This is a genomic window from Streptomyces sp. NPDC091289 (assembly GCF_044757365.1).
GTDB lineage: Bacteria > Actinomycetota > Actinomycetes > Streptomycetales > Streptomycetaceae > Streptomyces.
Genome location: NZ_JBIVUT010000001.1, coordinates 350112 through 371051 on the forward strand (window position 1 = coordinate 350112; position 20940 = coordinate 371051).

Here is a 20940-nt window from a genome sequence, read left to right on the forward strand (position 1 = left end):
GGGCTCCCGGTCGCCGTACCGAGGTGACGAGGTCGGCCTTGCCATCGCCGTTCAGGTCGCCGAGTGCGGTAGCGGTGCCTTTCCGGAACCCGCGGGCAGCGGGACGGCGGTGGCCCCGCCGAAGGAGACGGTGAGGTCGGGCGCCGCCTGGGCGGCCGGGGCCGGACACAGCCCGGTGTGAGGGCGGCGGCGGAACCGAGCACGAGGCCGGCTCTTCGCGGTGGGGACGTTCTCAACGTATCTGCCCCTTGAGGACGTCGTGGCGAGAGATCAGGCGGAAGCGAGGGAGATCTCGGTCGACTTGATCAGGGCGACGACGGAGGTCCCGGCCTTGAGGCCCAGGTCCTCCACCGCGTCCTTGGTGATCGCCGAGGTCAGTTCGCCACCCTCGACGGAGACCTTCACGGAGCTCATGGCGCCGCCCGTCGCCACGTCGGTGACGGAGCCCGCGAGCTGGTTGCGGATGGAGACTCCCTCGACCCGGCCGGTCGCGAGCGCGACCTCGGTCGACTTGACGAGGGCCTTGACCGCGGATCCCTCGGCCAGGCCCAGGTCCTTGACCGCGTCGGCGGTGATGGCAGCGGTGATGTCCTGGCCGCCTGCCAGGCGTACCTTCACCGACGCCATGGCTTCGCCCGTGGTGACGGCGGTGACGGTGCCGGGGAGCTGGTTACGAATGGACAGGGTCATGGGAACGCGCCTCACAAGCCGGTAAACCAACAGGGGTCACTTATGTGACCTGCATGTCGACGGACGCTACCGGAAAGAAGGAAACCTTCCGCGGCACGCATCGCATCCACCAGCCGAACGGGCGCAATCCCCTCGCATGCAATTCTCCGGCACGTCAGCCTTCCAGAAGATCCCGGGCGAGATAGCCGCCGGGACGTACGCCACCCGGTACCGCGAACACCGCTGACGACTCGTGCACCAGATACCGGGAGAGCGCGTCCCCCTGCGCCAGTCGTCGCTGGACGGGCACGAAAGCGGTTCGGGGGTCCTGCTGCCAGGCGGTGAACAACAGGCCGGCGTCCGGTGTGCCGTCGGACCGAAGACCGTCGTGGTACGACCAGCCGCGCCGGAACATGACCGCGCCGCCATTGCCGGCCGGAGCGGCCAGCCGGATATGGGCACTCGCGGCGATCACCGGCACGCCGTCGGGGCGCGCCGCCTCCAGATCGACGGGGGTGTGCTCGCCGCCTCCGGTCAGCGGGGCGCCGTCGGCGGTCCGCCGCCCGAGGGCTTGTTCGCGGTGCGGCAGGGGAAGCGTGTCCCAGTGGTCGAGCAGCATCCGGATACGCCGGATGACGACGTACGAACCTCCCACGAGCCAGGGTGGCACGGCCGGCCCCGACAGCAGGGCCCGGCGGGGATCGGGGTTGTTGGTGCCGTCGATCTGTCCCATGAGGTTGCGCCGCCCGTCGGCGGCCGTGAATCCGCTCATGGTCCAGCGCAGTCGCGCCTCGCCGTGGGCCAGTCGCTGCAGGGTGCGCAGTACGTGCGCGGTGACGAAGGCGTCGTCGGAGCCGATCTGGGCCAGCAGGTGACCGCCGCCGCGCGCCGGGTCCAACCGGTCGTCGGGAAAGGCGGGGAGCGGGGCGAGTGCTTCGGGCCTGGCCGCCGTCAGCCCGGGCCGGTCGAAGAACCCGGGGCCGAGACCGAAGGTGAGGGTGAGGCGGGCCGGATCGGTTCCGGCGAGGGCCCCGGTCTCGGCCGCCCGCGATCCGGGGGGCTCGGCGCGGGGGTCCGGCGTCGCGCCCCGCATCAGCCGTTCGGCTGCCGACGTCCAGCGCAGGAACAGGGCCGCGGCCCGGCCTCGGTCCGTGTGGTCGCCGAGGTCGAACGCGGCCATGCGTACGTGTTTCTGTCGGGGTGTCAGGATTCCTGGCTGGTGTGGCCCGTGGAAGGCGGCAGGCCCGGCGGTGGCACCCCCGTCGTCGCCGTCATCTCCGTCCCGAAGTGCCGTGGTGACGGCGACGCCCCCGGCGAGAGCCGCTATCGCGCCCACCGACGGGCCGAACAGCGAGCGACGCGAGACCCGACCGCGGGTGGGGGAACCGCCGTCCGACGCCGTGGGCCGGTCCGCGTCAGCCCGCGGCACGGGAGGGTCCGGCACCGGCGTCGACGAGCGGGTCCACGGTTCCGACCCACAGCTGGTTCACCTCGGACACGTACCGGCCACCACGGGTGTCCTGCGGGACGACCAGGCGCGGACCGACCGCGTCGTCGAACGGTGTGCCGTCCTCGGAAACCGCCAGCAGAATCCGGGACTTGGCGAATCCGGGGTCGAGCTCGGCCCAGCCGAACACCGCCCGGTAGTCGCCGCCCCCGGTCGCCGCGACGACGCCCCGGAGCTGCCCGTTCTTCTTCGACTCGTCGAAGCGCGGCCGGGCGTCCTTGAGCACGTCGTGGAGCAGGACGCCTCGGTAGGTGTGCTGCTGGCTCCCCTTGGCGCTCGTGTACTCCACCTCCACGGATATCTGCGGCCGGGCGCGCAGGTCGGCGAGGGTCACCGTGAACGGCTTGTCCACCTGCCCCGCCACCCGCAGCTCGCCGGGCTTCAGCGGGGCCACGGTGGCGGCGGCCGAGCCGCTCGGTCCGGTGCCGGTGGCCGTCTGCCCCGGTGAACCGGGATCCTTCCCCGCCGTGTCGCCGGCGCATCCGACGAGTGCCGGGAGCAGCAGGGCCGAAACGACGGCGGCAGCGGTCATCGAGACATGACGGTTCATGGAAGAACTCCCTCCCCGCCAGGTGCGCACTACACATCTGCGACCCCGGCAGGCCATTTCGGGTGGCGAATACCGCTGAAAGATACCGAGCGGGTGGCATCTGTCAGTGCCGAGTCGAAGGATTCTGGGAATCCTCCACATCGGCTCCGCGACCATCGGAGGAAGCCACATCTACTACGTACGAGGTACTCGGCGGCGGCAGGCCATGCGCTCCCCTGCCGGCCCTCCTGCGTGGCATGGCGTGCGGGGCCTCGCCGGCCAGGGCGTGCTGCCGTCCCGGATGCGGGAGATGATCGGGACATGAGCGGCGAACGAGACCTGGTGTGCCGTACGGAGCCGGCCTGGCGTCCCCCGGTCCGCCGTGTCCGCGCCGCGAGCCGCATCCCTGCTCCGAGGCCCTGCGAAGCGGCTCTGCCGCCGTCGGACGGACACCGAAGGCGGGGGCGGTGAATCAAGAACGTCTTCTCCGGCATTACGCGGCGCTGATGGGGGCCGTGCCGCAGTCGGTCTGGGTGCTGTCGGCCGACGGGGTCGTCACCCTTCTGGCGGGAAGCGGCATGAGGGAGAGGCTGTGGCACCCCGATGGCGGGACGTCGTGGATGGACGCCGTGCATCCCAAGGACCGGGACTGGTTCCGGCGGGCCTGGCGCAGGACCTCCGAGGAGAGGTCTCCGCTCGACACGGTTGTACGGGTGCGGCTCAAGGACACCCCCGACCGCTTCCGGCACATCAAAATCATCGCCGTACCTGTCCTGGACGAGGAAGGCGACACCGAATGGGTCGGCACGGCCGCCGACGCCGAGGACCACTGGCGCATCCGGATGCGGGAGAAGCTGCTGGCCCGCATGGCGGCGGTACCGGCCGCGCACGACCTGTCCGAGGCGTTCCTGACGACCGCGGCCGCCGTCGTCCCCGAACTCGCGGATGCCGTCGCCGTCTTCCACGTACGGGGCGAGCCCGGACCTGGTCACGGGCTGCCCGAGGGTGCGGAGTCCGAGGCATCGACGGAGAGTGTGGGGCTGGCACCCGGGCTGCCGTCCCTCTATCCGCTGGACAGGGACATCCTGTGGGGGGCGGCCCCACGACAGGTCATCGAGAGCCAGGAGGCCCGCCTGTTGACCTTCCCGCCCGGAGAGCCTCCCGAGGACGGCCTGTCGAAGGCGTCCGTACGGTGGCTGCGCAAAGCCGGTGCGACCAGCGTCGCGTTGCTTCCCGTCGTGGTGGACGGCCGGGCCGTCGCCCTGGCGACCACGACGACCTGCCGGGGGAACCCGCCGCCCGACGAGGCCGATCTGAACCTGCTGCAGGACGTCTTCCAGCAGATGAGCGGACCCCTGCGCAGGACCATGGAGCTGCAGAGAATCCGTGACAAGGCTCTCGCCCTCCAGCAGTCCTTCCTCGCTCCTCCGTCGGCCGTCGACGGCATCTCGATCACCGCTCTCTACCATCCGGCCGACTCGACCGCGGAGGTCGGTGGGGACTGGTACGACGCGGTCAGGCTCTCGGCGGACTCGCTCGCCCTGTCCATCGGCGACATCGCGGGCCATGACCTGGACGCGGCCGCCGCGATGGGCCGCGTCAACAGCCTGTTGCGAGGACTCGCCTACGACAGCGGGCCGGCCGCCAGCCCGGCGGTCACCCTGAGCCGGCTCGACCGCATCGTGCAGGCGCTCGACGGGCCGTCGATGGTCACGGCGGTGCACGCGGTCGTCCGTCGGCTGGCCCCTCACGTCTGGCGTGTCACCCTGTCCAACGCGGGTCACCCACCGCCGCTGCTGATCCCCCGCGACGCACCACCGCGATACCTGCACGACCTCACGGCCCCGGACCCTCCGCTGTGCGTCACCGATGACGTGCCCCGTACCGATCTCCACACGGTCATGCGGGAGGGCGACACCCTGATCTTCTACACCGACGGACTGGTGGAAGCACCGGGTACGGACATCGGCGAAAACCTTCAGCGCCTGCGCGAGCACACCGAAGCCCTGGTACGGGCGGGGGTGCCCCTGGCGGCACTGATCCGAAGGCTCCTGCCGCCCGCCCAGAACCGGCGGGACGACATCGCCGTCATCGCCCTGCAGGCCCGGTCGGGCGAGTAGCCCATCGCCGAGGGGAGGAGCAAGCCGGGTGTGTCACCCCTCTCCGGGCCGCCGGACGTGATCCCGGCCCGCCGCCTCGCTTGCACACCCGCGGCCGCGATATACCGTCGAACAAGCCGTACCTGACCGAAAGAGGCCTCGCATGAGCACCCCCCAGAACCGGCAGAGCGGACTCGCCACCTCCCGGGCCCACTCCGCCCGGGTCTACGACTACATCTTGGGCGGGAAGGACCATTACCCCGTCGATGCCGAAGCCGGCGACGTGATGTGCCGCCACTGGCCCGCCCTGCCCGTCCACATGATGGAGAACCGCCGGTTCATGCACCGCGCAGGTCGCTACCTCGCCGAGGAGTGCGGCATCCGCCAGTTCCTCGACGTCGGTACGGGGCTGCCGACCCCTCCCAACCTGCACCAGGTCGTGCAGGAGGTGGCACCGGAGTCACACGTGGTCTACGTGGACAACGACCCCATCGTGCTCGCGCACGCGCGGGCCCTGCTCCAGAGTTCGGCCGAGGGTGCCACCGCGTACGTGGACGCCGACATGCACGACCCCGACGCCATCCTCGGCAGCCAGGAGTTCCAGGAGCTGATCGACCTGAACCGGCCCGTCGGCCTGATGGTGATCGGCATCATGCACTTCATCCTGCCGCCCGACGACCGGCGTCTGATCACCAGGCTGCTGGATCCGCTGCCGTCCGGCAGCTATCTGGCCATGACGATCGGCACCGCGGACTTCGCACCGGACGAGGTCAACCGGGTGGCGCAGGAGTACCGCGAGCAAGGTATGCCTTTCGTCCTGCGTGACCTGCAGACGGCCACCTCGTTCTTCGACGGGCTGGAGTTGCGGGACCCGGGAGTCACCCAGGTGCACACGTGGCGCCCCGGTCCGGAGCAGAGTGCCGTCGACGGCCGGGACATCGCCATGTACGGCGCGGTGGCCAGGAAGCCCTGAAGCCGGCCTTCCTCGCCGAGACCGCTGCCGCCATGAGGCCCGCCGGAGCACCCCACCCCCGTCGAACCGACGTCCGAGGCCTCAGGAGACTGGGCCCATGAGAGACATCGTTTTCACGCGCCGGAGCGGCTGGATTCCGAACGTGATCCGCGAGGACGGTGAGCTGAAGCTGATGCTCGGCGCCGGGGCCGACGCCAACCATGAGCCCCGTACGTTCACGTTCCCCGTCGAGGAAGCCCACCTCGCGGTGATCCAGGAGGATCTGGCCAGGCACCTGCTCCTGTGGAGTGCGGTGCTTCCGCTGTGCGATGCCGCCGGAACCCGGGGCAGCCTCGACGAGAACGCCGCCGTCGCGCTCCTGGATCCGATCCTCCTCTCCGCCCCTGGGGACGTCGACGCGCTCTTCCGGCGCATCCCGTGGGACCGGGGCCGGCTCGTCGCCCATGGGGCGGACATCGGTCTGCTGGAGCGCGGGCAGGTCTGCGCGGCCCTGCGCACGGCGACGGAGACGTCCGACGGGAAGCGGGCTCAGGAGCACCACGCGGAGCGCCGTCGCGCCGAGCGCGGGATCGTATTGGGTCCCCTCGACGCCGCGATTCTGCGGTACACGGGCCAGTACGTGCACGGCGCGACCCTTCCGAGGCGGACGCCGGATGCCGTCGATACCGCGCTGCTGCCCGAGGTCATGCGGGTGATCGGCACCGCCGAGCAGGCGTGCGCCGGAATGCGGATCGGCCTTGATCCACGACGGGGCAAGCGCGCCACGGACAAGCGCGACTGGGAGCGGATGACGGCGAGCGTCGACGCCGCCGTGCGCCGCGCGCACCCCGGACTCACCGATGACGCGGTGCGTACCGTGAGTTTCCTGATGTGCTCGGAGGCCTCGGAGCGCGCCAGGAGCATGCCCCTGGAGGGTGACGAGGAGGCGGCCGGCGTCGGCGGGAGCGGGCGGAAGACGGCCCTGTCGTTCACGGATGACAAGGGCGTCGAGAAGAAGTGGCGCCAGGGCGGTCCCCGCACCGCCACCGCGGAGTTCTGGGAGTTCGTCGGCGAACGCTCCGCCGGGGACAACGAAGTGTTCACCATCGAGGACGAGGAGATGGGCGAAGGGATCCAGCTCCACTTCTACGCGGACTCGATCGCCCGGGTCACCACGGTGCGCCAGGGGGCAGGCGGGGCGGATCCGGAGTACCGGGTCGAGTACGCCCTCGTCGACGGGATCGGCGGGTACCGGAAGCTGGTGAGCACCTTCGCCCGGGGCGGCTGCGCCGCACTGGACCAGCAGGGCTCCTGGATGTCGGACGTCGCCGATTTCGAGCGCGCGCGGCGGCGGCGCGACGGCAAGTAGTCCCGGCACTCGACGCCGGGGCGCACAGCCCCGGCACCACCGGACCATGACCGCCCTCGCCGGGCGACTCGTTCAGGCGCCGGCCTGGAGGCGCAGCCCCGCCAGGGTCAGGTCCAGCGCGGCGCGGAACTGGTCGATGTCGTCGTGCCCGTCGAACTCGTCGACGATCTCGTGCACGAAGGGGTAGTCGTCGGCGTCGAGTTCCCGCCATGTCCTGGCGAAGCGGCCGAGGAACTCGTCGCGGCCGACGGCTCCGTCGAGAACCTCCTCGGGCGGTTCCTGGCCCAGGTCGACCGCGGAGCCGACGACGACCGTCGTGATCGCCGAGACGGCGTGGAACCGCTGGCGCGCGGTGAGCTTCAGCCGCAGGGTCGGCTGCCCCAGCTTGTCGTACAGGCGCAGGGCGTTGCCCTGGACGTCGGTGTTGCGCATGAAGTAGTTCCCGAGCCAGGGCCGTACCAGGATCGCGTCGAACAGGGTCAGTGACATGGCGCGCAGGTCGTCGATCGGGTCGTCGCCGGGCTCCATCGCCTCGATGTCGGCGAGGACGCCGCCGATCACGTGGTCGGTGGCGCGGTCGAGCAGCTCTTCCTTGCTCGCTACGTACCAGTAGATGCTGGCCACTCCGCCCCCGAGGCGCTGTGCGAGCGCCCGGAACGTCAGAGCCGAAGGGCCCGCCTCGTCGAGGAGCGCCACCGCCTCGGTGAGCACGGACTCCATCGAGTGCGAAGCCCGGCGGCGGCCGCCCGCGGCGGCACGGTTCTGGTGGCGCGGCATGACCTCTGCCTCTCGTTTGCATCCCTATCGAACGTTGTTCTATCGTACCTCATGGAACACCGTTCGATAGTCGAGCGGCGTTCGATAGAAAGGAGCGCCGCCATGACGACCGCGATGCTGAAACCCCCCGCTTCCCGCACCTATCCCTCCCTGCGCGCCGCGTGGATCCCGATGGCCGCCCTCTGTCTGGCCTTCTTCGTGGAGATGGTCGACAACACCCTGCTGTCGATCGCGCTGCCCACCATCGGACGTGACCTCGGCGGTGGCACCACCGCGCTGCAGTGGGTCACCGGCGCGTACTCACTGACCTTCGGCGGCCTGCTGCTCACCGCGGGCTCCATGGCCGACCGGCTCGGCCGCCGCCGCGTCCTGCTCGTCGGGCTCACCGTGTTCGGCGCGCTGAGCCTGTGCGTCGTCTGGGTCACCACCGCGGGTGAGCTCATCGCCCTGCGCGCCGCGCTCGGCATCGCCGCCGCGGCGATGGCCCCGATCACGAACTCGCTGGTCTTCCGCCTCTTCGACGACAAGGCGCTGCGGATGCGCGCCATGACGGTGATGATCGTCGTCGGCATGTCCGGCTTCATCCTCGGACCGCTGATCGGCGGCACGGTCCTGGCCCACGTGCGCTGGGAGTGGCTGCTCGTCGTCAACGCCCCGATCGCGCTGATCGCCTGGATCGGGGTCCGCCTCGGCGTCCCGACCGACCGGCCCGAGGACCTGACCCGCGACCGGCTCGACATCCCGGGCGCCGCGCTGAGCGTCGCCACCATCGGACTCGGCTGCTACGCGCTGACCAGCGGTATCGAGAACGGCTGGCTGTCCGCCCTCACCATCGGCTCCGTCGTGGGCGCGGTCCTCGGCGCGATCGCCTTCGTCCGGCACGAGCGCCGCAGCTCCAGCCCGATGCTGGACCTCAAGCTGTTCTCCAACGGCACGGTCCGGGGCGCCGCCGTGGCACAGATCGGTACGTCCATCGCGATGGCCGGCGTGATGTTCGGGCTCATCCTGCACTTCCAGTACGCGTACGGCTGGAGCCCCGTACGGGCCGGCCTGGCCAACCTGCCGCTGATCGTGACCATGGTGCTCGCGACGCCCCTCTCCGAGGGACTGGCCCGCCGCTACGGCCACCGCGTCGCCTGCCTGGTGGGCGCGGCCTGCCTGGCCCTCGCGCTGGCGGGACTGTCCTGGGGTGTCGAACACGGGTACTTCGTCATCGCGCTCTGCATGGTGCTCATGACGATCGGGCTGCGGACCGTCATGACGATCTGCGCGGTCGCGCTCGTCGACGCGATGCCGGCCAACCGCACCTCGATGGGCACCGCGCTCAACGACACCGCGCAGGAGGTCGGCACCAGCGTCGGCACCGCCGTGATCGGCACGCTGATCGCCGCACTGGTCACCACCCAGCTCCCGGACGGGGTGTGGAGCAGCGACCTCGTCGCCTCCTTCTTCCACGGCGAGCGGATCGCCTACGCCGTACTCGCCGTCGCCGTCGGCCTGATCGCGACCACCGGCGCGCTGAGCCTCACGGACTCCCGCAGCGTGGAGGAGACAGCGCCCACGGAGGCCGCCTGACCAGGCGACCTCCGCTCTTGTGCGGCACGGTGGCGCGGACCGGGTCCCGCACCGGCCGGAGTCCGCGGCGGCAGCTAACCCCGATAGGTCTCCAGCAGCCGCAGCCACACCTCACTGATGGTCGGGTACGCCGGAACCGCGTGCCACAGGCGGTCGATGGGCACCTCCCCCGCGACCGCGACCGTCGCCGAGTGCAGGAGTTCGCCGATGCCCGGGCCGACGAAGGTGACGCCGAGGAGGATCTCACGGTCCAGGTCCACGATCATCCGGGCGCGGCCCCGGTAGCCGTCGGCGTAGAGGCCGGAGCCGGCGACCGCGGCGAGGTCGTGGTCGACGGCGCGGACGCGGTGGCCGGCGCGTTCCGCCTCGGCGAGGGTGAGGCCGACGGATGCGGCCTCGGGGTCGGTGAAGACGACCTGGGGGACGGCCGCGTGGTCGGCGGTGGCCGCGTGGGCGCCCCAGGGGGCGGTGTCCAGGGGGGCCTTCTCGGCGCGGGCGGCGATCGCCGCGCCCGCGATGCGGGCCTGGTATTTGCCCTGGTGGGTCAGCAGTGCGCGGTGGTTGACGTCCCCGACCGCGTACAGCCAGTCCGTGCCCTCGACGCGGCAGCTGTCGTCCACGGTGAGCCAGGAGCCGGGTTCGAGGCCGATCGTCTCCAGGCCCAGGTCGTCCGTGCGCGGGGCCCGGCCGGTGGCGAAGAGGATCTCATCGGCCTCGATGCTCTCGCCGTCGTCCAGGTCGACGGTGACCGGGCCGTCCGGTGCGGGACGCCGGACGGCGGTGACGGAGACGCCGGTACGGATCCGGGCCCCGGCCTCCGTGAGGGCGTCGGCGATCAGCTCGCCCGCGAAGGGCTCCATCTTCGGGAGCAGGCCGCCGCCCCGGATCAGCAGGGTCACCTCGGAGCCGAGCGCCTGCCAGACGGTCGCCATCTCCACGCCCACGACTCCCCCGCCGACGACCACGAGCCGGCCGGGAGCCTCCTTGGCGCTGGTGGCCTCGCGGCTGGTCCAGGGGCGGGCCTCCTCGATGCCGGGGAGGGCGGGGACGACGGCACGGCTTCCGGTGCAGACGGCGACGGCGTGCCGGGCGGTGAGCCGGTGCTCCGTGCCGTCGGGGGCGGTGACGGTGACCGCGCGGGGGCCGGTGAGACGGCCCGTACCCCGGTAGACGTCCGCTCCGACGCTCTCCAGCCAGGCGACCTGGCCGCCGTCCTTCCAGTGGCTCGTCTGCTCGTCCCGGTGGGCGAGGACGGCCCGGACGTCGAGCGGGCCCTGTACGGCGGCGCTCAGACCCGGTACCCGGCGGGCGTCGGCGCGGGCGACGACGGGGCGCAGCAGCGCCTTGCTCGGCATGCAGGCCCAGTAGGAGCACTCGCCGCCGACCAGTTCGGACTCCACCACCGCTGCGGAGAGCCCGGCTGCGCGGGCCCGGTCCGCCACGTTCTCCCCGACCGGACCTGCCCCGATGACCACGACGTCGTACGGCGGGTGCGCGAAGTTCTTCACGGCATCAGTCATGGAAACAGTGTCGTCGTGGGTGTGCGCCGCGGCCACATGGGCAGGCGGAATAGGGCAAGTGCAGTCACCGTTGTGCCGGACAGGACCCGACAGGACCCCCACGGGCACAGGAAGAGGTACCCCAAGAATGAGCACCGTCGAGCTCACCAAGGAAAACTTCGATCAGGTCGTCAGTGACAACGGATTCGTCCTGATCGACTTCTGGGCTTCCTGGTGCGGCCCCTGCCGACAGTTCGCACCCGTCTACGACTCGGCGTCCGAGCGCCACCCCGACCTGGTCTTCGCCAAGGTCGACACGGAGGCGCAGCAGGAGCTGGCGGCGGCCTTCGAGATCCGGTCCATCCCGACGCTGATGATCGTCCGCGACAACGTCGCGGTCTTCTCGCAGCCCGGCGCGCTGCCCGAGGCGGCTCTGGAGGACGTCATCGGCCAGGCCCGCAAGCTGGACATGGACGAGGTCCGCAAGTCCGTGGAGGAGCAGAAGCGGGCGGCCGAGGCCGGGGAGGGACAGCCGGAGCCCCAGTAGCCGCCCGACCGGCGCACGGCACCGGGTGAGGGGCCCTGACCGACACCGTGGACGCGGTGTACGCGGTCGGGGCCTTCTGCCTGCCCGGGCCCGCCCGGTGAACCCGTGCGATCAGGACGCCGGGCGCTCGCCCCCAGGCCCCGCCACGCGGACCGACATGCCGTAGTCCAGCTCCTCGCCGTCGATGAGCACGGCCTCCACCGTCCGGGTCTCCGGGTCGACGTCCGCCTCCATGCCCTCGCCCGCGTACCGGGGGTAGCCCGAGGCCCCCGTCTCGCCGGTGGCGGCGACGACCGCGGACCGGATCGGCCGGCCGGGGGCTCCGGTCCGCGTTCTGCTGTGGTCGGGGATCAGGAGCAGCTCGTAACTCTGCGGATGGCTCATGCCTCCGACGCTAGACATCCGCCGTGCGCCGCGCATGTCGTCGCGCCGGAGGCGGTCAGCTGGATTCCCGGTGTACGGCGCTGGTGCGGAGCAGGTCGTGGTGGACCGGAGGCCTGCCCGGGTGCTGGACCATGCGGTCGATCGTCTCGGCCAGCGGCTGGGGCATCGCCAGTTCCATGCGGACGGTGCTCAGCCTCGGGCGCAGCAGTCGGCCGATGAGCAGGTCGTCCGCGCCGATCACCGCCGTGTCGGCGGGCACGGCGACCCCGGCGTCCTCGAGGGCCCGCATCAGCAGCATGGCGTACTCGTCGTTGTACGCGAACACCGCGTCCAGTCCCAGTTCCGGCCAGCGGGCGGCCAACTGGTGCGCGGACTCCTCCTCGTACCGCAGCGGGAGCGGGCACACCCGGGCCGCCGCCGGTTCGGCGGCGCGCCGCGCCCCGGTGAGACGGGGTTCGGAGAAGAGCGCCCGGCCCGGTTCCTGGGGCATGACGACGCCGATGTGGCGACGGCCGCGGGCCAGCAGGTGTTCCACCGCGGCGGCTCCGACCTGGCGTTGGTCCATGACCAGGCCGTGCGCCCCGGCCACCGGGTCGGGGCCCAGGGTGATCACCGCCTTGGCGCCGGAGCGGGTCAGGATGCCGGTGCCGTGCGGGGTGAGGGTGATCCCCGGCGGTACGACGACGGCGACGGGCCGCAGTTCGGCCCAGGCCGTGGCCGCCTCGTCGGCGGTGAGACCGACGCTGCCGTACTGGACGACTGTGTAGTCCAGGCGGCGCAGCCCCGACTGGAGTTCCTCGAAGAAGTACTGGTGCAGCGGTCCCGCCGGTATGTGTCCCGAGGGCAGTAGGACCATGCGGCTGTGTCCGGCGCGCAGGCTGCGGGCAGCGGCGTGCGGAACGTAACCGAGCTGGAGTGCGGCCTCCCTGACCCGGCGTCGGGTGGGTTCACTGATCCGGACGGTGGCGTTGTTGTTCAGTACGTACGACACGGTGGCCCGGGACACTCCGGCGAGGCGCGCGACATCGGCGCTGGTCGGAACGGAGACTTCGGCGGGCTGCTTGGGTAACTGGCTCATGGCGTCGGGCAGTCTTCCAGACCCGGTGCGGCGGGTTTCGGCCCGGGGCCCGCAGCTCCGGTCATGGTGGCCGGAAGGCCGCCCCCCGGCGCCGCTCCGACGCCCCCCTCCCGGAACCGGGCGGTGGAGGTTCTACGGTGTTGCGATGACGTTCCACGACAGCGCGTACCGATCCGACAACCCGTTTGACGTGCCCGGCAGCAGCGGGCCGACCGCCACCGTGCAGGCCGACCCCGATGACGTGGGTTCCGTGCGCACGTCCTACGCCCCGAATCGCGACGGCGATCCCGACCCCGGCGAGATCGTCTGGACCTGGGTGCCTTTCGAGGAGAACGACGGGCGCGGGAAGGACCGGCCGGTGCTCGTCGTGGCCCGCGAGGAGGCGGGCACGCTCCTCGCCGTCCAGCTCTCCAGCAAGCAGCACGACCGGGACCACGAGTGGGTGGCGCTGGGCGCGGGCCCGTGGGACAGCTCGGGGCGGCCGTCCTGGGTCGATCTGGACCGGGTACTGCGGGTCCACGAGGACGGGATGCGGCGGGAGGCGTGCGCCCTGGACCGGGAGCGGTTCGACCGGGTCACCGGGCGGCTGCGCGAGCGGTACGGCTGGAGCTGAGCGGTACGGCCGGCGCTGAGCGGTCCTGCCGGCGCGCGGGACCCGGCGCGCATCGCGGCGACGGGCCCCGGGTCAGGGGAAGGTCCGGGCGAAGGCGGCCCGGACCGGGGAGTCGGGGTCCCGGTCCAGGATCCCGAAGACGATCTGCTCGAAGTGGCCGCCGAACCGGCCGCCCGCGCCGAGCAGCGCCCGGAACGCCTCCGCCACCTGCGCCGGGTCGTTCCGGAAGACTCCGCAGCCCCAGGCGCCCAGGACGAGCCTGCGGTAGCCGCGTACGGCCGCGACCTCCAGCACCCGTTCGGCGCGGGAGGCCAGGGCGGCCGGGACGCGATGGGCGTCCTCGGGGGTCTGCCGCTGGATCACCCCGGCGTTGGGCGCGGGCGAGGTGAGGAACCCGACGGTGTAGGGGGCGTCCAGGAAGCGGCCCCGGTCGTCGCGGAAGACCGGCACCCCGGGCGAGTGGATCACCCGGTCGGTGTAGAAGGCGCTGCGTTCGGCGCGGTGGTGCGCGTAGTAGTCGGGGGCGCGCAGGAGGGTCGCGTGGAGGGCCGATCCGCGGCACAGGGCCTCCTCCTGGGCCTGCGCCCCGTTGAGGTAGCCGCCGCCGGGGTTGCGGGCCGAGGCGTAGCTGAGGACGGCGACCCGGCCGGGGGCCTCGCCGGTCATCCGGCGGGCCGCGGCGAGGCTGCTCTCGCCGGTGACCTCGAAGCGCGGGACACGGTCGGTGTCCAGGGCGGCGACGGGCACCGGGTCCGGTCCGTAGAGCCTGGTGCCGGACAGCGCGGCGGTCACGGCCCGTTCGATGGACACGTCCTGACCTGCCGCGTTGCGATATCGCCCGGCCTCGACGACCGCTTCCGTATCGCGCGCGATGCCGCGCAGCCGTGCGCTCACCGGCGCTCCCCCGTGTGGTGCATACGGGGCATGCTGACGGGGAACCCGGCCTGGGCGCAACCGGATTATCCTGGCTCGGGGGCACCCTTGTGCGATCTCCGGGTACGGGTTTGGCTGGTAGGCAAGCAGCTGCGAAGGAGGCCCTCATGGGCTTGGACATTCCCGGCGCAACCGGCTCGCGCCCGGACGCCACCCCCCTCGACGAGAGCGGGGCGGAGGATTTACTGCGCGGCATATGTTTCAAGACGGGCCCTCCCCGAACCGTCGGGGTGGAACTCGAATGGCTCATCCACGACCGGGAACGTCCTGACCTCCCGGTCGGCCAGGAGCGGCTGGACAGCGCCGTCGAGGCGGTCCGTGCGCTGCCGCTCAGCGCGGCCCTGACGTTCGAGCCCGGCGGGCAGCTGGAGCTCAGCTCGCAGCCGGCCGGCTCCCTCATGGAGTGCGTCGACACCACCGCGGCCGATCTGGCGGCCGTCCGCGCCTCGCTCGGCGCGGCGGGGCTCGCGCCGGTGGGGCTCGGCGTCGACCCGTGGCAGTCGCCGCGCCGCAGGCTGCGGGAGCCCCGTTACGACGCGATGGAAGCCGCGCTGGACCGCGCGGGGCCGGCCGGGCGGGCGATGATGTGCACCTCCGCTTCGGTCCAGGTCTGCCTGGACGCGGGCGAGGAGGAGCCGGGGCCGCTCGGTTACGGGCGGCGCTGGCAGCTCGCGCATCTGCTGGGTGCGGTGCTGGTGGCGGCGTTCGCGAATTCGCCGTTCCAGCAGGGCCGCCGGACCGGCTGGCGCTCCACCCGGCAGTCCCTGTGGGCCGACCTCGACCCGGGCCGGACCCTCGCGCCGGGCTCCGGACGCGCCCCGCGCGAGGCCTGGGCCGCGCATGTGCTGGACACATCCGTGCTGTGCATCCGGTGCGAGGACGGCCCCTGGGACGTGCCGGAGGGGCTCACGTTCCGCGAGTGGATCCGTACCGGGTCGCCCCGCCCGCCGGTGCGGGCGGATCTGGACTACCACCTCACCACGCTGTTCCCCCCGGTCCGGCCGCGTGGTCATCTCGAACTGCGCATGATCGACGCGCAGAGCGGGCCCGACGGGTGGCTGGTGCCGCTCGCCGTCGCCACGGCCCTGTTCGACGACCCGGAGGCCGCCGAGACCGTGTACCGCACTGTGAAGCCGCTGGCCGAGACGGCGGGCGCACCGCCGGCCCCGCGCAATCCGCTCTGGACGACGGCCGCCCGCGAGGGCCTCGCCGACCCGGAGCTGCGGGCCGCGGCCACCGTCTGCTTCGGGGCGGCGCTCCCGGCGCTGGAGCGGATGGGCGCGAGTCAGGCGGTGCGCGACACCGTGGCCGCCTTCACCGACCGCTATGTCGCCCGGGGCCGATGTCCGGCCGACGACCTGCCGGAGCCCGGCGACCTGACCGATCCGAGCCTGCTGACCGATCCGGCCGGGCTCCCCGATCCCAGCCTGCCCGCCGGCCGAAAGGCGGCCTCCGCATGACCGAGCACCGTGAGGACGAGCGGCGCCCGGAGCACCGCGAGCACTCCGACGCCTTCGATCCGGCCCGTTCCACCGCCTCGGACGGCTTCCCCGTCGCCCCCGGCATCGATCCGGAGACCCTGCGTCGGCGTGCCCTCGACGCGCTGCTGACCGCGCGCGAGCGCACCGCCCTGCTCACCGGGAGCGTGGACGACGGTGAACTGACGGCCCAGCACTCCCCTTTGATGTCGCCCCTGGTCTGGGACCTGGCGCACATCGGCAACCAGGAGGAGCAGTGGCTGCTGCGCGCCGTCGGCGGCCGGGAGGCCCTGCGCCCGGAGATCGACGGGCTGTACAACGCCTTCGAGCACGCGCGCGCCGCGCGTCCCTCGCTGCCGCTGCTGGCCCCCGCCGAGGCACGGACGTACGCCTCCGACGTGCGAGGACGGGCGCTGGATCTGCTGGAGGGCGCACCGCTGCACGAGGGCGGACGCCCGTTGGAGCGGGCCGGGTTCGCCTTCGGGATGATCGCCCAGCACGAACAGCAGCACGACGAGACCATGCTGATCACCCATCAGTTGCGCGCGGGTCCGGCGGCGCTCGCCGCTCCCGCCCCGCCCGCGCCCGCCCGCGCCGAGGCGCTCCCGGAGGAAGTCCTGATCGCCGGGGGCCCGTTCACGATGGGGACCTCCGCCGAGCCGTGGGCCCTGGACAACGAACGGCCCGCGCACCGGCGCGACGTGGCGGCGTTCCACCTGGACACCTCACCGGTCACCTGTGGCGCCTACCTCCGCTTCATCGAGGACGGCGGGTACGGGGACGCCCGCTGGTGGGCCCCCGAGGGCTGGGCCATGGTCCGGGAACACGACCTGGAAGCACCGCTGTTCTGGTGGCGGGAGGCGGGGCAGTGGCTGCGCCGCCGGTTCGGGGTGACCGAGCCGGTGCCGGACGACGAGCCGGTGCTGCACGTCAGCTGGTACGAGGCGGACGCGTACGCCCGCTGGGCGGGTCGGCGGCTGCCCACGGAGAGCGAGTGGGAGAAGGCCGCCCGGCACGATCCGGTCTCCGGCCGCTCCCTGCGCTACCCGTGGGGCGACGAGGATCCGACGCCGGAGCGGGCCAATCTGGGCCAGCGCCATCTGCGTCCGGCGCGGGCCGGGGCATATCCGCAGGGCCGGTCGCCGTCCGGGGCGGGGCAGTTGATCGGCGATGTGTGGGAGTGGACCGCCAGCGACTTCCTGCCCTATCCGGGGTTCGTGGCGTTCCCCTACCGCGAGTATTCGGAGGTCTTCTTCGGCCCCGGGCACAAGGTGCTGCGCGGCGGCTCGTTCGCCGTGGACCAGGTCGCCTGCCGGGGCACGTTCCGTAACTGGGACCTTCCGGTACGGCGGCAGATCTTCGCCGGGTTCCGCACCGCGAGGGATGCCTGATGTGCCGCCATATCGCCTATGTGGGCGAACCGGTGGCGCTCGGCGAGCTTCTGCTGCGGCCCCCGCACGCGTTGGTGCGGCAGTCCTGGGAGCCGCGCCGGCAGCGCTACGGCACGGTCAACGCGGACGGTTTCGGTGTCGGTTGGTACGCGGACGGCGACCCGCTGCCCGGACGCTACCGCCGCCAGGGCCCCGTATGGGGCGACGAGACCTTCACCGATCTGGCCCGGGTGGTCCGCAGCACCGCGCTGCTCGCCGCCGTACGGGACGCCACCGAGGCGGGTGCGGACGGGGAGGCCGCGGCCGCGCCGTACGCCGCCGGGCGGCTGCTGTTCAGCCACAACGGTGCGGTGAAGGGCTGGCCGGGATCGCTCGGCCCGCTCGCCGCAGCCGTGCCCGCCGAGAAGCTCCTGTCGCTGGCCGCCCGTAATGACTCGGCGCTGGTCTGGGCGCTGATCCGGCACCGGGTCGACACCGGGGACGCCGTGCCGGAAGCCGTCGCGGAGACCGTCCGCGAGGTCGCGGCCGCCGCGCCCGGTTCCCGGCTGAATCTGCTCCTCACCGACGGGGAGACGATCACGGCGACCGCCTGGGGCGACACCCTCTGGTACCTCACGACGCCGGGCCGCCGCACCGCGGTCGCCTCGGAGCCGTACGACGACGACCCGCTCTGGCGCGAGGTCCCCGACCGCACCCTGCTGGTCGCGACCGCCTCGGACGTCCTGCTCACCCCGCTCAAGGAGCCCACCGCGTGAGTCCTTTCCTGCTGACCCGCACCCTGCCGGTGGACGCGACGGACGCGGCGCTGCGCGCCGACGTCCTCAGCGGCCTGACCCGGCATCCCAAGACCCTGCCGCCGAAGTGGTTCTACGACGCGCGCGGCAGCGAGCTGTTCGAGGAGATCACCCGGCTGCCGGAGTACTACCCGACCCGCGCGGAGCGGGAGATCCTGGAGGAGCGCGCCGAGGAGATCGCCGCGGCGTCGGGGGCCCGGACCGTGATCGAGCTGGGCTCGGGGTCCTCCGAGAAGACCCGTCATCTGCTGGACGCCCTCCCCGAGTTGCACAGTTACGTTCCGGTGGACGTGAGCGAGAGCGCGCTGACGGGGGCGGCCGAGTCGCTGCTCGCCGAGCGCCCCGAGCTGTCCGTCCACGCCCTGATCGCGGACTTCACCGGCGGTCTGGCCCTGCCGGGGACGCCGGGGCCCCGTCTCGTGGTGTTCCTGGGGGGCACGGTCGGCAATCTGCTGCCGGAGGAGCGGGCGGCGTTCCTGCGGTCGGTCCGCTCGCTGCTCTCGCCCGGGGACGCGCTGCTCCTGGGCACGGATCTGGTGAAGGAGGAGGAGACGCTGGTGGCCGCGTACGACGACGCGGCGGGGGTGACGGCGGCCTTCAACAAGAACATCCTGAGCGTCGTCAACCGTGAGTTGGGGGCCGATTTCCCGCTCGACGACTTCGAGCACCGCGCGGTGTGGAATCCGGCGGACCGCTGGATCGAGATGCGGCTGCGGGCCCGCCGGGCGCTGAGCGTCAAGATCCGGGAGCTGGACCTGGTGGTGCCGTTCGAGGCCGGTGAGGAGCTGCGTACGGAGGTGTCGGCGAAGTTCCGTCAGGAGGACGTCCGCGAGGAGCTGGCGGCCGCCGGGATGCGGCTGGCCCGGTGGTGGACGGACGCGGCGGGGCGGTTCGCCCTGTCGCTGGCCACGGCGGTCTGACGGGGCCGGAGGAGGTCGTCTCCAGGGTCGAGGACGGCCGTTCGTGCCCTGCGGGCCAGGGTGCGGCGGTCGTCCTCGCCATTCGGGGGGATCGGTGCGAGGACGTCGACCCGGGCGGTGAGCCCGGCCGCCCGCACCACGCGCCAGAGCGAGGCGGCGAGCGGATCGTCCCCGACGAACGCCACGGCCCCGGCGGCCGGTTCCGAGGCGTGCGACGCGGCGGTGCGGTAGGCGATGCGGACCGGCCGGACCGTCGCGCCGGCGTCGATCGCCGCCTGGAACACGGCGGGCCGGAACGCGCCGCCGCCCCGTCCGCACCAGGTGCTGCCCTCGGGGAAGACCACGACCCGGGAGCCGGAGCGCAGGGCCGCCGCGACGGTCCGTACGGCGGCGGGCAGGGCGCGCAGCCGGTCGCGGTCGATGAACAGGGTGCCGCCGAGCGCGGCGAGGGGGCCGAGCAGCGGCCAGCGCCGGATCTCGCTCTTGGCGAGCATCCGGCCGGGCAGGACGGAGGCGATCAGCGGGATGTCGAGCCAGGAGATGTGGTTGGCGACGACGAGCTCGCCGCCGGTGGCGGGTTCCGGCGCGTGCCGCCGGACCATGACGCGTACGCCGAAGGCCCGGGGAACCGCGTGCGCCCAGCGCCGCACCAGCAGGTCACGGCGGGCGGCCCCGAGCTGCCGGACCAGCGGGACGCAGGCCACCCCCAGCAGGACCAGGGTGCAGCCGGCCAGCAGCAGGAGGGCGGCGGGCAGCGGGGCGCGGACGGCTCCGGTGTGCCGGGCGCAGCCGTCCGGGGTGCACGGGGCGACGGGCAGCCAGGTGCTCATCGCAGCGGGGCCAGGGAGAGGAAGTGGCGCAGGTAGCGCGGGTCGGTGCGGCGCAGCGAGAGCAGGACGTACAGGTCGGCGACGTTGAAGTCGGGGTCGTACGCGGGGGCTCCGCAGATCTGGGCGCCGAGCCGGAGGTAGCCGCGCAGCAGGGGCGGGAGGTCAGCCCGGGAGCCGGTCTCCGTGCCGTGCGCGGAGGAGTCCCAGAGACGGTGCGGGGTGACCCAGTGCTCCTCCGGCGCGAGGTGTCCCGCGCGCACGGTGTTCCAGCTCCGGGCGGCCGACGCGCCGCCGTCGGCCAGCGGCAGGGAGCAGCAGCCCGCGATCCAGGTGTGGCCGGTGCGCTCCATGTAGCGGGCGAGTCCGGCCCAGACGAGGGCGATGACCGCGCCGTCGCGGTGGGCGGGGTGGACGCAGGAGCGGCCGACCTCGACGAGGTCGTCGCGGATCGGGGCGAGCCGGGTGAGGTCGAACTCGCTCTCCGCGTAGAGGCGTCCGGCGATCCGGGCGCGGTCCGGGGGCAGCAGCCGGTAGGTGGCGACGACGTCCCCGGTGGCGGTCTCACGGACCAGGAGGTGGTCGCAGTACGCGTCGAAGGCGTCGCTGTCCAGGCCGGGTTCGGGCCCCTCGAGCCGGGCTCCGAGCTCCCCGGCGAACACCAGGTGGCGCAGGCGCTGGGCCGCTCGTATGTCTTCCTGGCAGGTGGCGAGGGAGACCCGGTAGGCCGGTTCGGGGGCCGGTGCCGGGACGGGCGCGGGGGCGGGGGCGACGGCGGGAAGCGGGGCGTGCGGGGCGACGGGCAGCACGGTCATGGCGGTCTCCGGGGACGGAAGCGGTAGGGGGTGCTACCGGGTCGTCGCGGGAGTGCGACGGCCCGGCCCCTTACTTCTTCCGTCACCGGCTGGATTCGACGTGACCGCTGTGGGGAGCGGGGATGTGCGACGGCTGAATCCCCAGGGACACTGAATCCGCAGGGACACCGGGTCCCGGGGACGC

20 protein-coding genes and 1 pseudogene are annotated in these 20940 nt (G+C 72.7%); 10 read left to right on the forward strand and 11 right to left on the reverse strand.

From position 1 onward, the window contains the following. Positions 1 to 19 precede the first annotated feature (19 nt). From ACIQPT_RS01420 to ACIQPT_RS01435, 4 genes and pseudogenes are all read right to left on the reverse strand, one after another. Positions 20 to 169, reverse strand: a pseudogene (locus ACIQPT_RS01420) (FG-GAP repeat protein); the annotation flags it as partial. 101 nt (positions 170 to 270) lie between these two features. Further along, positions 271 to 690, reverse strand: a complete 420-nt coding sequence (locus ACIQPT_RS01425; protein WP_401151230.1) for a molybdopterin-binding protein — start codon at positions 688 to 690, stop codon at positions 271 to 273. Positions 691 to 844: 154 nt separating this feature from the next. Next, entirely contained in the window at positions 845 to 2113 is a 1269-nt protein-coding gene (locus ACIQPT_RS01430) for a Dyp-type peroxidase (RefSeq protein ID WP_401151232.1), read from the reverse strand. Further along, positions 2085 to 2726, reverse strand: a complete 642-nt coding sequence (locus ACIQPT_RS01435; RefSeq protein ID WP_401151234.1) for a molybdopterin-dependent oxidoreductase — start codon at positions 2724 to 2726, stop codon at positions 2085 to 2087. The genes ACIQPT_RS01430 and ACIQPT_RS01435 overlap by 29 nt, the downstream gene beginning before the upstream one ends. A 446-nt stretch (positions 2727 to 3172) precedes the next feature. Between ACIQPT_RS01435 and ACIQPT_RS01440 the strand changes: the two genes are divergently transcribed. The 3 genes from ACIQPT_RS01440 to ACIQPT_RS01450 all read left to right on the forward strand — a co-directional run bounded on the left by ACIQPT_RS01440 (position 3173) and on the right by ACIQPT_RS01450 (position 7125). Continuing rightward, the gene (locus ACIQPT_RS01440; protein WP_401151237.1) at positions 3173 to 4825 is read left to right on the forward strand and encodes a SpoIIE family protein phosphatase; all 1653 of its coding nucleotides are present in this window, start codon (positions 3173 to 3175) and stop codon (positions 4823 to 4825) included. Between the two features lie 142 nt (positions 4826 to 4967). After that, positions 4968 to 5777 carry an SAM-dependent methyltransferase gene (locus ACIQPT_RS01445; RefSeq protein WP_401151238.1) on the forward strand — a complete coding sequence of 270 codons (810 nt, stop codon included), beginning with the start codon at positions 4968 to 4970 and terminating at the stop codon, positions 5775 to 5777. Positions 5778 to 5874: 97 nt separating this feature from the next. Continuing rightward, positions 5875 to 7125, forward strand: a complete 1251-nt coding sequence (locus tag ACIQPT_RS01450; RefSeq protein WP_401151241.1) for a DUF6357 family protein — start codon at positions 5875 to 5877, stop codon at positions 7123 to 7125. A gap of 72 nt (positions 7126 to 7197) precedes the next feature. Here ACIQPT_RS01450 and ACIQPT_RS01455 read toward each other — a convergent pair whose 3' ends face one another. Further along, positions 7198 to 7845: a TetR/AcrR family transcriptional regulator gene (locus ACIQPT_RS01455; protein WP_401151609.1), complete on the reverse strand. Its 648-nt coding sequence runs from the start codon at positions 7843 to 7845 to the stop codon at positions 7198 to 7200. A gap of 159 nt (positions 7846 to 8004) precedes the next feature. Between ACIQPT_RS01455 and ACIQPT_RS01460 the strand changes: the two genes are divergently transcribed. Then, complete coding sequence (locus ACIQPT_RS01460; protein ID WP_401151244.1) at positions 8005 to 9477, forward strand: MFS transporter; 1473 nt, start codon at positions 8005 to 8007, stop codon at positions 9475 to 9477. 74 nt (positions 9478 to 9551) lie between these two features. On the opposite strand, the gene ACIQPT_RS01465 is transcribed toward ACIQPT_RS01460, so the two are convergent. Further along, positions 9552 to 10997 (reverse strand): dihydrolipoyl dehydrogenase family protein, encoded by a 1446-nt coding sequence (locus ACIQPT_RS01465; RefSeq protein WP_401151246.1) that lies wholly within the window; start codon positions 10995 to 10997, stop codon positions 9552 to 9554. A gap of 127 nt (positions 10998 to 11124) precedes the next feature. On the opposite strand from ACIQPT_RS01465, the gene trxA reads away from it, so the two are divergent. Then, on the forward strand, positions 11125 to 11523 hold the full coding sequence (gene trxA / locus ACIQPT_RS01470) for a thioredoxin (protein ID WP_401151249.1): 399 nt from the start codon (positions 11125 to 11127) through the stop codon (positions 11521 to 11523). Positions 11524 to 11634: 111 nt separating this feature from the next. On the opposite strand, the gene ACIQPT_RS01475 is transcribed toward trxA, so the two are convergent. Beyond that, entirely contained in the window at positions 11635 to 11907 is a 273-nt protein-coding gene (locus ACIQPT_RS01475; RefSeq protein ID WP_401151251.1) for a hypothetical protein, read from the reverse strand. 55 nt (positions 11908 to 11962) lie between these two features. After that, on the reverse strand, positions 11963 to 12985 hold the full coding sequence (locus tag ACIQPT_RS01480; protein ID WP_401151253.1) for a LacI family DNA-binding transcriptional regulator: 1023 nt from the start codon (positions 12983 to 12985) through the stop codon (positions 11963 to 11965). Positions 12986 to 13130: 145 nt separating this feature from the next. On the opposite strand from ACIQPT_RS01480, the gene ACIQPT_RS01485 reads away from it, so the two are divergent. Beyond that, entirely contained in the window at positions 13131 to 13598 is a 468-nt protein-coding gene (locus ACIQPT_RS01485) for a type II toxin-antitoxin system PemK/MazF family toxin (protein WP_401151256.1), read from the forward strand. 72 nt (positions 13599 to 13670) lie between these two features. Here the strand turns inward: ACIQPT_RS01485 and ACIQPT_RS01490 are convergent, their stop codons facing one another. Further along, entirely contained in the window at positions 13671 to 14492 is an 822-nt protein-coding gene (locus tag ACIQPT_RS01490) for a TIGR02452 family protein (RefSeq protein ID WP_401151258.1), read from the reverse strand. Positions 14493 to 14638: 146 nt separating this feature from the next. On the opposite strand from ACIQPT_RS01490, the gene egtA reads away from it, so the two are divergent. From egtA to egtD, 4 genes are read left to right on the forward strand one after another with little or no spacing between them, the layout of a single operon-like run. Further along, a complete protein-coding gene (egtA, locus tag ACIQPT_RS01495) occupies positions 14639 to 15991 on the forward strand; it encodes an ergothioneine biosynthesis glutamate--cysteine ligase EgtA (RefSeq protein ID WP_401151260.1) in 1353 nt (450 codons plus the stop codon). Further along, on the forward strand, positions 15988 to 17400 hold the full coding sequence (gene egtB / locus ACIQPT_RS01500; RefSeq protein ID WP_401151263.1) for an ergothioneine biosynthesis protein EgtB: 1413 nt from the start codon (positions 15988 to 15990) through the stop codon (positions 17398 to 17400). The genes egtA and egtB overlap by 4 nt, the downstream gene beginning before the upstream one ends. Continuing rightward, positions 17400 to 18155 carry an ergothioneine biosynthesis protein EgtC gene (egtC, locus tag ACIQPT_RS01505; protein ID WP_401151266.1) on the forward strand — a complete coding sequence of 252 codons (756 nt, stop codon included), beginning with the start codon at positions 17400 to 17402 and terminating at the stop codon, positions 18153 to 18155. The genes egtB and egtC overlap by 1 nt, the downstream gene beginning before the upstream one ends. Next, the gene (gene egtD / locus ACIQPT_RS01510) at positions 18152 to 19114 is read left to right on the forward strand and encodes an L-histidine N(alpha)-methyltransferase (RefSeq protein ID WP_401151269.1); all 963 of its coding nucleotides are present in this window, start codon (positions 18152 to 18154) and stop codon (positions 19112 to 19114) included. The genes egtC and egtD overlap by 4 nt, the downstream gene beginning before the upstream one ends. Here egtD and ACIQPT_RS01515 read toward each other — a convergent pair. Together ACIQPT_RS01515 and ACIQPT_RS01520 are read right to left on the reverse strand one after the other, a co-directional pair. After that, positions 19009 to 19944, reverse strand: a complete 936-nt coding sequence (locus ACIQPT_RS01515; protein ID WP_401151272.1) for a lysophospholipid acyltransferase family protein — start codon at positions 19942 to 19944, stop codon at positions 19009 to 19011. The genes egtD and ACIQPT_RS01515 overlap by 106 nt on opposite strands. Then, positions 19941 to 20756 carry a GNAT family N-acetyltransferase gene (locus tag ACIQPT_RS01520; RefSeq protein ID WP_401151275.1) on the reverse strand — a complete coding sequence of 272 codons (816 nt, stop codon included), beginning with the start codon at positions 20754 to 20756 and terminating at the stop codon, positions 19941 to 19943. The genes ACIQPT_RS01515 and ACIQPT_RS01520 overlap by 4 nt, the downstream gene beginning before the upstream one ends. Positions 20757 to 20940: the final 184 nt, after the last annotated feature.

Excerpts from the sequence above, each read along its gene's own strand:
- ACIQPT_RS01425 (WP_401151230.1), bottom strand. The coding sequence starts at position 690 with ATGACCCTGTCCATTCGTAACCAGCTCCCCGGCACCGTCACCGCCGTC.
- ACIQPT_RS01435 (WP_401151234.1), bottom strand. The coding sequence starts at position 2,726 with ATGAACCGTCATGTCTCGATGACCGCTGCCGCCGTCGTTTCGGCCCTG.
- ACIQPT_RS01445 (WP_401151238.1), top strand. The coding sequence starts at position 4,968 with ATGAGCACCCCCCAGAACCGGCAGAGCGGACTCGCCACCTCCCGGGCC.
- ACIQPT_RS01450 (WP_401151241.1), top strand. The coding sequence starts at position 5,875 with ATGAGAGACATCGTTTTCACGCGCCGGAGCGGCTGGATTCCGAACGTG.
- ACIQPT_RS01455 (WP_401151609.1), bottom strand. The coding sequence starts at position 7,845 with ATGGAGTCCGTGCTCACCGAGGCGGTGGCGCTCCTCGACGAGGCGGGC.
- ACIQPT_RS01460 (WP_401151244.1), top strand. The coding sequence starts at position 8,005 with ATGACGACCGCGATGCTGAAACCCCCCGCTTCCCGCACCTATCCCTCC.
- ACIQPT_RS01465 (WP_401151246.1), bottom strand. The coding sequence starts at position 10,997 with ATGACTGATGCCGTGAAGAACTTCGCGCACCCGCCGTACGACGTCGTG.
- trxA (WP_401151249.1), top strand. The coding sequence starts at position 11,125 with ATGAGCACCGTCGAGCTCACCAAGGAAAACTTCGATCAGGTCGTCAGT.
- ACIQPT_RS01475 (WP_401151251.1), bottom strand. The coding sequence starts at position 11,907 with ATGAGCCATCCGCAGAGTTACGAGCTGCTCCTGATCCCCGACCACAGC.
- ACIQPT_RS01480 (WP_401151253.1), bottom strand. The coding sequence starts at position 12,985 with ATGAGCCAGTTACCCAAGCAGCCCGCCGAAGTCTCCGTTCCGACCAGC.
- ACIQPT_RS01485 (WP_401151256.1), top strand. The coding sequence starts at position 13,131 with ATGACGTTCCACGACAGCGCGTACCGATCCGACAACCCGTTTGACGTG.
- egtA (WP_401151260.1), top strand. The coding sequence starts at position 14,639 with ATGGGCTTGGACATTCCCGGCGCAACCGGCTCGCGCCCGGACGCCACC.
- egtB (WP_401151263.1), top strand. The coding sequence starts at position 15,988 with ATGACCGAGCACCGTGAGGACGAGCGGCGCCCGGAGCACCGCGAGCAC.
- egtC (WP_401151266.1), top strand. The coding sequence starts at position 17,400 with ATGTGCCGCCATATCGCCTATGTGGGCGAACCGGTGGCGCTCGGCGAG.
- ACIQPT_RS01515 (WP_401151272.1), bottom strand. The coding sequence starts at position 19,944 with ATGAGCACCTGGCTGCCCGTCGCCCCGTGCACCCCGGACGGCTGCGCC.
- ACIQPT_RS01520 (WP_401151275.1), bottom strand. The coding sequence starts at position 20,756 with ATGACCGTGCTGCCCGTCGCCCCGCACGCCCCGCTTCCCGCCGTCGCC.